Here is a 9,811-nt window from a genome sequence, read left to right on the forward strand (position 1 = left end):
GACGGCGAGCGCCGCGGTGGCGCTGGTGCTGACGCCGGGCAGCAGCAGGCTCAGCACGCGGCTGAAGCGCACCAGGCCGTTGCCGTCGACGTAGACGATGTCCTTCGGCTGCAGCGCGAACTCGTTGGCGAGCACCATCGACACGGGCGAGCGCGCGTCGAGGTGGAACACCTGCGGATCGCCCGTCTGCGAGCCGCGGATCACGAACATCTGCGCGGCGTCGGCGGTATTGGCGTTCACGCTGCCGGCCTGCGACAGCGCGTCGGACAGCGTCAGCCGGCCGTCGCGCTGCGGCACCGCGAGCGATGGCTTGTTCACTTCGCCCATCACGTACACGCCGTAGTCGCTGCGTGCCGGCACGTGCAGCAGGTCGCCCGCGGCCAGCACGACGTCGGCGGGATTGCGGCCGTCGCGCAGCATGCGCGTCAGGTCGAGCGGATAGGACACGCCGTCGCGCACGAGCGTCATGCGGCTCTGGTCGGCGGCCGTGCCGAGCCCGCCCGCGCGGCCGAGCGCTTCGTAGAGCGTCATCGGCACGTCGTTGACGGGCTGCGCGCCTGGCGTGCGGACTTCGCCGTCGATGTAGACCTGCTGCGAGCGGAACGACGCGACGCGCAGCGTCACTTGCGGATTGCGATAGACGCGCGACAGCGCGGCGGCGATGCGTGCCTGCGCGGCGTCGGCGGTAAGACCCGCGACCGGCACGCTGCCGGCGAACGGGAACGCCAGGTTGCCGTGCGGATCGACGACGAAGCCCGCGACCGGATCGGCCGCGCGCGGTGCGTTCTGCTGTGCCGCACCTTGCGCGGCAGCGAGTTCGGGGTGATCCCAGACGGTGATCTGCAGCACGTCGCCAGGGCCGAGACGGTAAGCGCCGGGCGCGGCCGCCAGCCGGCCGGATGGCAGGTTCTGCTGCTGCACGGCCTGGGCGTCGAGGTGGCGAATCAGGCTCGCGTCGATCGTCGTGATCCGGAACGGCAGGGCGCTCCCGTTGGCGGTGACGTTGCCGGCAGGCTGGCCGTCGGTGGCGGCGGGCGGTGCGCTCATCTGCATGCCGGGTGCGAATGCGCAGGCCGACAGCGCGACGCTGACCGTTGCGGCCAGCAGCGTGCGCATGCGGCAGGGACGAGCGGATCCAGCCCGCTCGATCGTGGCGGAAGTCATCAGTGATCCTTATCGTGGTGCGGCGGCGCGCGGTGGCGGTGCCGCTTGCGTATCAGTACGCGTTGCGGTGAGACCAGCCGCGCAGCGCGGTGGCCAGGACGATGCGCATGTCGAGGGCGAACGACCAGTTGCGCAGGTAGTGGAGATCGGCTTCGACGCGGCGCTGCATTTTTTCCAGGCGGTCGGTCTCGCCGCGCAGGCCGTTGATCTGCGCCCACCCGGTGATGCCGGGCTTGACGCGGTAGCGGTGGATATAGCCGTCGACGATCTTCCGGTAGAGGTCGTCGTGCTCGAGCGCGTGCGGGCGCGGGCCGACGACCGACATCTCGCCGCGCAACACGTTGAGGAACTGCGGCAGCTCGTCGAGGCTCGTGCGGCGCAGGAACGCACCGACCCGCGTGATGCGCGGATCGTCGCGCGTCGCCTGCCGCACTTCGCTGCCCGCTTCGTGCAGCCGCATCGTGCGGAACTTGAAGATCGTGAACGCCTGGCCATCCGCGCCCTTGCGCTGCTGGCGGAACAGCACGGGGCCATTCGACGACAGCCGGACGGCCGCCGCGATCGCGAGCAGCAGCGGCGCCATGCCGACGAGGACGGTGGCCGCGAACACACGATCGAAGATCGCCTTGTGCAGCAACGCACGCGACGACAGCGGCGACGCGACCAGGTTGATCGCCGGTGCGCCGACGAGGTCGATCATCTCGCCGTCGAACATCGCGAGCTTGCTGACGTCGGGCATGAAGCGGATGTTGACGAGATCGTCGCGGAATGCGTCGAGCACGGCCATCACGATGCGCGCCTCGCCGATCGGCAGCGCGAGCCAGACTTCGGGAATCGCGTGCGTGCGGACATGCCGGGCGAACGTCTCGAGATCGCAAAAGCGCGGCATGCCGTCGGGGCCCGTCGTGCTGGCGCTGGCGATATCGAACATCGCCGCCGCGCGGAAGCCGGCCGACGGCACATCGGCGATGCGATCGAGCACGGCGTCGCGATGGGCGCCCGTGCCGACGATCGCGACGAGGCGATCGCTTTCCTGCGGGCGGCCGATCCGTTCGAGCGTCGTGCCGGCGACGATGCGCGACGCGACGAGCGCGATGCCGCTCATCGCTGTCCAGAGCACGTACCAGGGCAGCGGAATGGCCAGGGTCGGCGCGAGTACCTGCATCACGAGCGCCGCGCCGGCCTGTGCGATCAGCCATGCGAACGCGGTCAGCAGCGCGGTGCGGTGCCTGGGGGGGCGCGTCGGCGCCGCGTAGAGGCGGAAGGCCGGAAACAGCACCAGCGCGAAGGCCGCGGCGCACGCGACGGCGGCCAGTTCGGACGACCGGTCGCCGTCCGGGCCAGGCAATACCAGCGCGGCGGCCAGCGCGCCGGACGAAATCAGGGCGACGTCAGCAATGCGGGCGATCAGGCCGCCTGCGGCACGCGCTGCATGCGCGTGCCGTGGTTCGAATGAAGTATCCATATACCCTCCTGCTGCCGTTCTGATTTAAAGGGACGCCCGTCGTCCCGATCGCGACGCGAAACCGCGAGCCCGGCCGAAGCGGAGCGCGGCCGCTGTTTCCACTGCATGGGAAATGCCATCGGGGAAGGAGACGCTGCCTGGGGTGCCGGTCGACCGGATGAATTGCAACGGCGCTTCTCGTGCCTGGCGCCATGAACGGCGAATGCTTGCGAAACGTTGCGACCGACTCGACGGGGTTAATTTTCAGGAAGCAGGGGCTTGATTTAAATAGAACGCCTACTAAATGCCGTGGAAATGGATTAGTACGTGTACGAATCCGTAGGATTTATCTGTGAAGGCGCGCATGACGGCGTCAGACTTGTCTTCAGAATGACGCGCAAGGGCGGGTCGTCGAGGCGAACGAATCGCAGCAAGCGGAGCGCGGCGTGTGAAGAAAGCGAGAGTTGAGGACAGCCGAAGGAATGGAGCGCAGGACGGGGGACGGAGGGCGGGCACAGCAGTAACGGCGATCCGGGCAATCGCCGCGATCGGGGGGCCGGCACGCGATCCTCTGCGCGCCGGTGTTTCATCCCGATCCCGTCACCCGTTCCGGAAAATCTCGCTATAGGCGCTCAACGCCGGCACGCCGCCGAGATGGGCATACAGCACCTTCGACCCGGGTTCGAATTCCCCGAGCCGTACCTTGTCGATCATCCCGTGCATCGACTTCCCTTCATAGACCGGATCGGTCAGCATGCCTTCGAGCCGCGCACACAGGCGAATCGCTTCGAGCGTGCCGTCGTTCGGCAGCCCGTATTCGGGGCCGGCGTAGCGTGTGTCGAGCACCACGTCCGCTGCGGTGATCGGCCGGCCCAGATCCACGAGCTCGGCCGTGTGCCGCGCAATGCGCGTGATCTGCTCGTGCGTGCGCTCGGGCGTGGCCGATGCGTCGATCCCGATCACGCGGTCGGCGCGCCCGTCGGCCGCGAAGCCGACGACCATCCCCGCCTGCGTGCTGCCCGTCACCGAGCACACGACGATGTAGTCGAACCTGAAGCCGAGTTGTGCCTCCTGCGCCCGCACTTCTTCCGCGAATCCGACGAAGCCGAGCCCGCCGAGCGGATGCTCGGAGCAACCGGCCGGAATCGGATACGGCTTGCCGCCCGCCTGCCGCACGCTCTCCATCGCTTCTTCCCAGCTGCGCCGAATGCCGATGTCGAAGCCGTCCGATACGAGCCGCACGTCCGCGCCCATCATGCGCGACAGCTGGATGTTGCCGACCCGGTCGTACACCGGATCGTCATAGTTGACCCAGTGCTCCTGCACGAGCACGCACTTCATCCCGAGATGCGCGGCGACCGCCGCGACCTGGCGCGTCTGGTTCGACTGCACGCCGCCGATCGACACGAGCGTATCCGCGCCCTGCGCGAGCGCGTCGGGGACGAGGTATTCGAGCTTGCGCGTCTTGTTGCCGCCGAACGCGAGGCCGCTGTTGCAGTCCTCGCGCTTCGCATACAGCTCGACCTTGCCGCCGAGGTGCTCGCTCAGGCGCTTGAGCGGCTGGATCGGCGTCGGGCCGAACGTGAGCGGATAACGGGGGAAACGTTGCAGGTTCATCGACGAACTCCGGAGGGCGGTGAAGGTGGCTGCGGTGTCCGGGCGCGGCCAGCGGCGGCATCCCGATGGAAAAATGATAGGGATGACGGCAAGAAATGAGCTTGCGAAATAAATCTCCACGGCCTACGTTATCGAAGGAGATCGTGTATTCAAAACAATTTGAATGCGTTGAAACGGAGATTGACGCAATGAAATTAGAGAGAGGCGGCACCGCGCCGGCCGACGCCGCACCGACGCTCGATCGCATCGACCGCGCGATCCTGCGGCAACTGCAGCAGGACGCGTCGATCTCCAACGTGAGCCTCGCGGCGAAGGTGAAGCTGAGCGCGCCGGCGTGCCTGCGGCGCGTCGAGCGGTTGAAGGAAATGGGGCTGATCCGCGGCATCGTCGCGTTGCTCGACCCGAAGCCGCTCGGTGCCGGCATGCTGGTCGTGATCGGCTTCGTGCTCGATCGCTCGACACCCGAAGCGTTCGCTGCGTTCGAGCAGGCCGCGCAGAAAGTGTCGGGATGTGTCGAGTGCCACGTCGTGACCGGCGAATTCGACTACTTCATGCTCGTGCGCACGCGCGACAACGAAAGCTTCAACCGGCTGCACGCCGAACAGTTGCTGTACCTGCCGGGCGTGCGGCAGGTGCGCTCGTTCATGGTGCTCAAGGAGATTCTGTCGACGCATGCGCTGCCGCTGTAGGCACGCGTGTTCAGCGCATGCACGTCGGACCGGCGCCGGGCCTACCCGCCAACCTGTCCGCTTGCCGACGAAACCGCGACAGTCTCCCGACGCTGCCGACAGGTACTGAACGAAACGCGCGCACGCGCGTCGCACTTTCACGACGTGGCTTGAACCGATCGCGTATGCTCGTCCCGTCGGCGGCGCGAGCAGGCCGCCGGAGCCGGTTCATGCATGTGACGACCCATCAACGAGCGAGGGCACCATGGCAAGACAGACGATGGCGGAATACCTGGCGAAGACGCTGGCGGCAGCGGGTGTCGAGCGCATCTGGGGCGTGACGGGCGACAGCCTGAACGGCCTGTCGTTCAGCCTGGGCCAGATCGGCTCGATCCGCTGGATGCACACGCGGCACGAGGAAAGCGCCGCGTTCGCGGCCGGCGCGGATGCCGCGTCGACCGGGCGGCTCGCAGTGTGCGCGGGCAGCTGCGGCCCCGGCAACCTGCACCTGATCAACGGGCTGTACGACTGCCACCGCAATCACCAGCCGGTGCTCGCGATCGCCGCGCACATTCCGTCGACCGAGATCGGCCTCGGCTATTTCCAGGAAACCCATCCGCAGGAGCTGTTCCGCGAGTGCAGCCATTTCGCGGAACTCGTGACCAACGCGTCGCAGTTCCCGCGCGTGCTCGCGCGCGCGATGCGCACCGCGATCGACGAGCGCGGCGTCGCGGTGATCGTGCTGCCGGGCGACATCGCGCTCGGCGACGGCCCGGAAGAACTGCCGGCGTGGAGCGAATCGGCACCGCCGTCGATCCTGCCGGCCGATGCCGATCTCGACCGGCTCGCGGCGCTGCTCAACGCGTCCGACGCGGTCACGCTGCTGTGCGGCAGCGGCACGCAAGGTGCGCACGACGAGGTGGTCGCGCTGGCCGACATGCTCGGCGCGCCGGTCGTGCATGCGCTGCGCGGCAAGCAGTTCGTCGAATGGGACAATCCGTTCGACGTCGGGATGACGGGACTGATCGGTTTCAGCTCGGGCTATCACGCGATGGAATCGTGCGACACGCTGCTGATGCTCGGCACGGATTTCCCGTACCGGCCGTTTTATCCGTCGAACGCGAAGGTCGCGCAGATCGACTGGAAGGGCTCGCAGCTCGGCCATCGCGCGCCGCTTGCGCTCGGCCTCGTCGGCACCGTGAAGGAAACGATCTCGGCGCTGCTGCCGCGCCTCACGCGCAAGACGCAGCGGCGTTTCCTCGAGAACGCGCTGAAGCACTACGCGGCCGCCCGCAAGGGGCTCGACGATCTCGCGGTGGCCGAGCCGCCGGGCCGCGCGATCCATCCGCAGTACCTGACGAAGATCGTCGACGAAGTCGCGGCGGAAGACGCGATCTTCACAGCCGACGTCGGCACGCCGACGCTGTGGGCCGCGCGCTACCTGACGATGAACGGCAAGCGGCAACTGCACGGCTCGTTCAATCACGGCTCGATGGCGAACGCGATGCCGCAGGCGCTCGGCGCGCAGGGCGCGCATCCGGGGCGGCAGGTCGTGTCGCTGTCCGGCGACGGCGGGCTGTCGATGCTGCTCGGCGATCTGCTCACCGCGCGGCAGCTCAAGCTGCCGATCAAGATCGTCGTGTACAACAACAGCCTGCTCGGCTTCGTGTCGATGGAGCTGAAGGCGGCCGGCTATCTCGACACGAACGTCGACCTGAGCCCGACCGATTTCGCGGCGATTGCGAAGGGCGCGGGCATCTTCAGCGTGCGCGTCGAGCATTCGGAGAACGTCGAGGAGGCGCTGCGCATGGCGTTCGCGCATGACGGGCCGGCGGTGGTCGACGTCGTCACGTCGAAGTACGAGCTTGCGATGCCGCCGAAGATCGAACTCGCGCATGCGAAGGGCTTCAGCCTGTTCATGCTGCGCGCGATCCTCAGCGGGCGCGGCGACGAGATCGTCGAGCTCGCCCGAACCAACCTGCGGTGAAACGGCGCCGCGCGGCGTACCGCGTCGACGAACGCATCGGGGTGCGTTCGTCCCCGCAGACGAATTGAACAACACGAAAACATGGCAATCGAGATTCGCGCCTACGAGGCATCCGACCTGCACACGCTGTCGGCCATCTGGTTCGACGCATCGCTGCTCGCGCATCCGTTTCTCGGCGAGGCGCGGTTGCGCGAGCAGCGCACGCTGATCGAACAGGTTTATCTACCGACGGCGGAAACCTGGGTCGCGTGCCGTGCCGGCGAACTGGTCGGCTTCATCGGCCTGCTCGACGCGTCGATCGGCGGCTTGTTCGTCGCGCCGGCAATGCAGGGCCACGGGATCGGCCGCGCGCTGGTCGAGCATGCGCTCGCGCGCAAGGGCACGCTCGAGCTCGAGGTGTACGCCGACAATCGCGATGCCCATGCGTTCTATGCGCGGCTCGGCTTCGACGAAATTTCGCGGCGCGACGAGGACGACGAAGGCTTGCCGTTCGCGAACATCCTGATGCGCGCCACGCGCTGAGCGTGCGGGTACGTGCCTGCCGCGTGCCGCGCGGCACGGAATCCACTGTGAGGATGTTCCGGTGCGTTGGCGCGTGCTGCGCTCAGTCCGGCGCCGCTTCGCGCCCGGCAGCCACCCACTCGCGCACGGCCTCGACGAACAGCCGCAGCGCCGCCGGCGGATGCCGGTTCGCCGGATAGTAGAGGCACAGCGCGCCGAAATCCTGGCTCCATTCCGGCAAGACCTGCACGAGCCGCCCGGCGGCGACGTGATCGGCCACGCGCGACTCCGTCACCCACGCGATGCCGATACCGGCCAGCGCGGCCTCGATCATCAGCACCTGGTTGCCGAGCGTCATCGGCCCGTCGACATCCACGCTGACGCGCTTGCCCTTGCGGATCAGATCCCATCGATAGAGCGCGCCGCTTTCGAACCGGTAGCGGATGCACCGGTGCTGCACGAGATCCTGCGGACGCGCCGGTGGTGCGTGCCGCGTCAGGTAGTCGGGCGACGCCACCGCGACGAAGCGGATCGTGTCGCCGAACTTCACGGCGATCATGTCGCGCGGTACGTCTTCGTGCACCCGGATGCCGGCGTCGAAGCCGTGCTCGACGATGTCGATCAGCCGCGAATCGGTGACGAACTCGACGTGGATGTCCGGATAGCGGGCGACGAACGCGGGCAGCACATGCCGGATCAGCGGGCGCGCCGCCGCTTCCGACGCGCTGATCCGGATCTGGCCGGACGGGCGGTTGCGGGCGGTGGCCGCGTCGTTCAACGCATCCTCGAGATCGGCCACCGCGGGCCGCACGCGTAGCAGCAACTGCTCGCCGGCCTCCGTCAGCGCGACGGAGCGTGTGGTGCGGTTGAACAGGCGCACGCCGAGCCGCGCTTCGAGATGGCGCACCGCATGGCTCAGCGCCGACGGCGACACACCCAGGATGCGCGCCGCGCCGCTGAAGCTGCGCTGCTCCGCGATCGTGATGAAGGTCGTCAGTTCGCCGATGCCGGTGCGGAGCATTTGTGAATTTTCCTCAGTAACGCATGAAATGGTACGCCGATTGTTGAGCAGTATCCATCAACCTACACTGGCTTCCTCGGCATTTCGTCGAACCTTTTCATCTTCAGCAGGAGAGCGTCATGCAAAAGCGCATGCTTGGTAAGAGCGGCCTCGAAGTCTCGTCAATCGGGCTCGGCTGCATGGGATTGAGTTACGGCTACGGCCCCGCCACCGACAAGGCGAGCGGCATCGCACTGATCCGCGCCGCGTTCGAGCGCGGCGTGACGTTCTTCGACACGGCGGAAGCGTATGGCCCGTTCGTCAACGAGGAACTGGTCGGCGAGGCGGTCGCGCCGTTTCGCGACCAGGTCGTGATCGCCACCAAGTTCGGTTTCGAGGACGGCCAGCCGATGAAGGGCGTCGACAGCCGGCCGTCGCATATCCGCGACGTGGCCGATGCGGCGTTGAAGCGGTTGAAGGTCGAACGCATCGACCTGTTCTACCAGCATCGCGTCGATCCGAATGTGCCGATCGAGGATGTAGCCGGCACGGTCAGGGATCTGATCCGCGAAGGCAAGGTCGCGCACTTCGGGCTGTCGGAAGCCGGTGAGCAGACGATTCGCCGCGCGCACGCGGTGCAGCCGGTTGCCGCGCTGCAAAGCGAGTATTCGCTGTGGTGGCGCGAGCCGGAGGCGCGGATCCTGCCGACGCTCGAGGAGCTCGGGATCGGCTTCGTGCCGTTCAGCCCGCTCGGCAAAGGCTTTCTGACCGGCGCGATCGATGCGAACACGACGTTCGCGGAGAACGATTTCCGCAATGTCGTGCCGCGCTTCTCGGAGGACAACCGCAAGGCGAACGCGGGCCTCGTCGACCTGCTCGGCCGGATCGCGACCGACAAGGGCGCAACGCGCGCGCAGATCGCGCTGGCCTGGCTGCTGGCCCGCCAGCCGTGGATCGTGCCGATTCCGGGCACGACGAAGCTGCACCGGCTCGACGAGAACGTGGGCGCGGCGGAAGTCGTGCTGACGGCCGACGATCTCGCCGCGATCGAGACCGCGCTGCAGCAGATCAGGATCGTCGGCGAACGCTATCCCGCGCACTTCCAGCAGCGTATCGATCGCTGAGCGGGCCTCCAGCGGCCGGTCGGGCACGAATTGATCAGCGGAATCAGGGACAATCTTCACGTCGTCTTAAGTTTGTGTTTCCTAGAATCGATTTGAACGTCGCTCTTCCTGCGACGGACCGATTCGTCCAGGAGGATGCGCATGCCAAAGCACCGTGTCGCCGTAACCCTGTTCCACGCAGCCATCGGCACGTCGCGGCCGACGGTGCAACCGCTCGAGGGCTGCGCATGATGTGGCCGAACGCGTGGCGTGTCTCGGCACTGTTCGTGCGCGAGTGGGTCGGCCGTCCGGCCTCGGTGGGCGCGT

The 9,811-nt window shown here is 67.4% G+C and carries 8 protein-coding genes and 1 pseudogene; 5 read left to right on the plus strand and 4 right to left on the minus strand.

The features are described 5' to 3' along the window. From JYJ84_RS19610 to JYJ84_RS19620, 3 genes are all read right to left on the minus strand, one after another. The coding region (locus JYJ84_RS19610; protein ID WP_205189386.1) for a polysaccharide biosynthesis/export family protein at positions 1–1,164 on the minus strand (1,164 nt) is incomplete at its 3' end. 52 nt (positions 1,165–1,216) lie between these two features. Further along, complete coding sequence (locus tag JYJ84_RS19615; protein WP_236027169.1) at positions 1,217–2,629, minus strand: undecaprenyl-phosphate glucose phosphotransferase; 1,413 nt, start codon at positions 2,627–2,629, stop codon at positions 1,217–1,219. A gap of 579 nt (positions 2,630–3,208) precedes the next feature. Beyond that, positions 3,209–4,225: a 1-aminocyclopropane-1-carboxylate deaminase gene (locus tag JYJ84_RS19620; protein ID WP_175218969.1), complete on the minus strand. Its 1,017-nt coding sequence runs from the start codon at positions 4,223–4,225 to the stop codon at positions 3,209–3,211. 188 nt (positions 4,226–4,413) lie between these two features. Here JYJ84_RS19620 and JYJ84_RS19625 point away from each other — a divergent pair, with 188 nt between their 5' ends. The 3 genes from JYJ84_RS19625 to JYJ84_RS19635 all read left to right on the plus strand — a co-directional run bounded on the left by JYJ84_RS19625 (position 4,414) and on the right by JYJ84_RS19635 (position 7,402). Continuing rightward, positions 4,414–4,914, plus strand: coding sequence for an Lrp/AsnC family transcriptional regulator (locus tag JYJ84_RS19625; RefSeq protein ID WP_122949689.1), 501 nt, complete (start codon positions 4,414–4,416; stop codon positions 4,912–4,914). Between the two features lie 244 nt (positions 4,915–5,158). Beyond that, the gene (poxB, locus tag JYJ84_RS19630) at positions 5,159–6,880 is read left to right on the plus strand and encodes a ubiquinone-dependent pyruvate dehydrogenase (protein WP_175218971.1); all 1,722 of its coding nucleotides are present in this window, start codon (positions 5,159–5,161) and stop codon (positions 6,878–6,880) included. Between the two features lie 81 nt (positions 6,881–6,961). After that, complete coding sequence (locus JYJ84_RS19635; RefSeq protein WP_175218973.1) at positions 6,962–7,402, plus strand: GNAT family N-acetyltransferase; 441 nt, start codon at positions 6,962–6,964, stop codon at positions 7,400–7,402. 82 nt (positions 7,403–7,484) lie between these two features. On the opposite strand, the gene JYJ84_RS19640 is transcribed toward JYJ84_RS19635, so the two are convergent. Continuing rightward, on the minus strand, positions 7,485–8,402 hold the full coding sequence (locus tag JYJ84_RS19640) for a LysR family transcriptional regulator (RefSeq protein WP_175218975.1): 918 nt from the start codon (positions 8,400–8,402) through the stop codon (positions 7,485–7,487). 119 nt (positions 8,403–8,521) lie between these two features. On the opposite strand from JYJ84_RS19640, the gene JYJ84_RS19645 reads away from it, so the two are divergent. Further along, positions 8,522–9,505, plus strand: coding sequence for an aldo/keto reductase (locus JYJ84_RS19645; protein WP_175218977.1), 984 nt, complete (start codon positions 8,522–8,524; stop codon positions 9,503–9,505). Between the two features lie 227 nt (positions 9,506–9,732). After that, a pseudogene (locus tag JYJ84_RS37875) lies at positions 9,733–9,811 on the plus strand (methyltransferase); the annotation flags it as partial.

Origin of the sequence: Burkholderia sp. LMG 13014, from assembly GCF_905232215.1 — a bacterium.
Taxonomy (GTDB): Bacteria; Pseudomonadota; Gammaproteobacteria; order Burkholderiales; family Burkholderiaceae; genus Burkholderia.

Bases quoted from the DNA above. Each gene is read 5' to 3' on its own strand.
- poxB (WP_175218971.1), top strand. From the start codon at position 5,159: ATGGCAAGACAGACGATGGCGGAATACCTGGCGAAGACGCTGGCGGCA.
- JYJ84_RS19625 (WP_122949689.1), top strand. From the start codon at position 4,414: ATGAAATTAGAGAGAGGCGGCACCGCGCCGGCCGACGCCGCACCGACG.
- JYJ84_RS19620 (WP_175218969.1), bottom strand. From the start codon at position 4,225: ATGAACCTGCAACGTTTCCCCCGTTATCCGCTCACGTTCGGCCCGACG.
- JYJ84_RS19635 (WP_175218973.1), top strand. From the start codon at position 6,962: ATGGCAATCGAGATTCGCGCCTACGAGGCATCCGACCTGCACACGCTG.
- JYJ84_RS19640 (WP_175218975.1), bottom strand. From the start codon at position 8,402: ATGCTCCGCACCGGCATCGGCGAACTGACGACCTTCATCACGATCGCG.
- JYJ84_RS19645 (WP_175218977.1), top strand. From the start codon at position 8,522: ATGCAAAAGCGCATGCTTGGTAAGAGCGGCCTCGAAGTCTCGTCAATC.
- JYJ84_RS19615 (WP_236027169.1), bottom strand. From the start codon at position 2,629: ATGGATACTTCATTCGAACCACGGCACGCGCATGCAGCGCGTGCCGCA.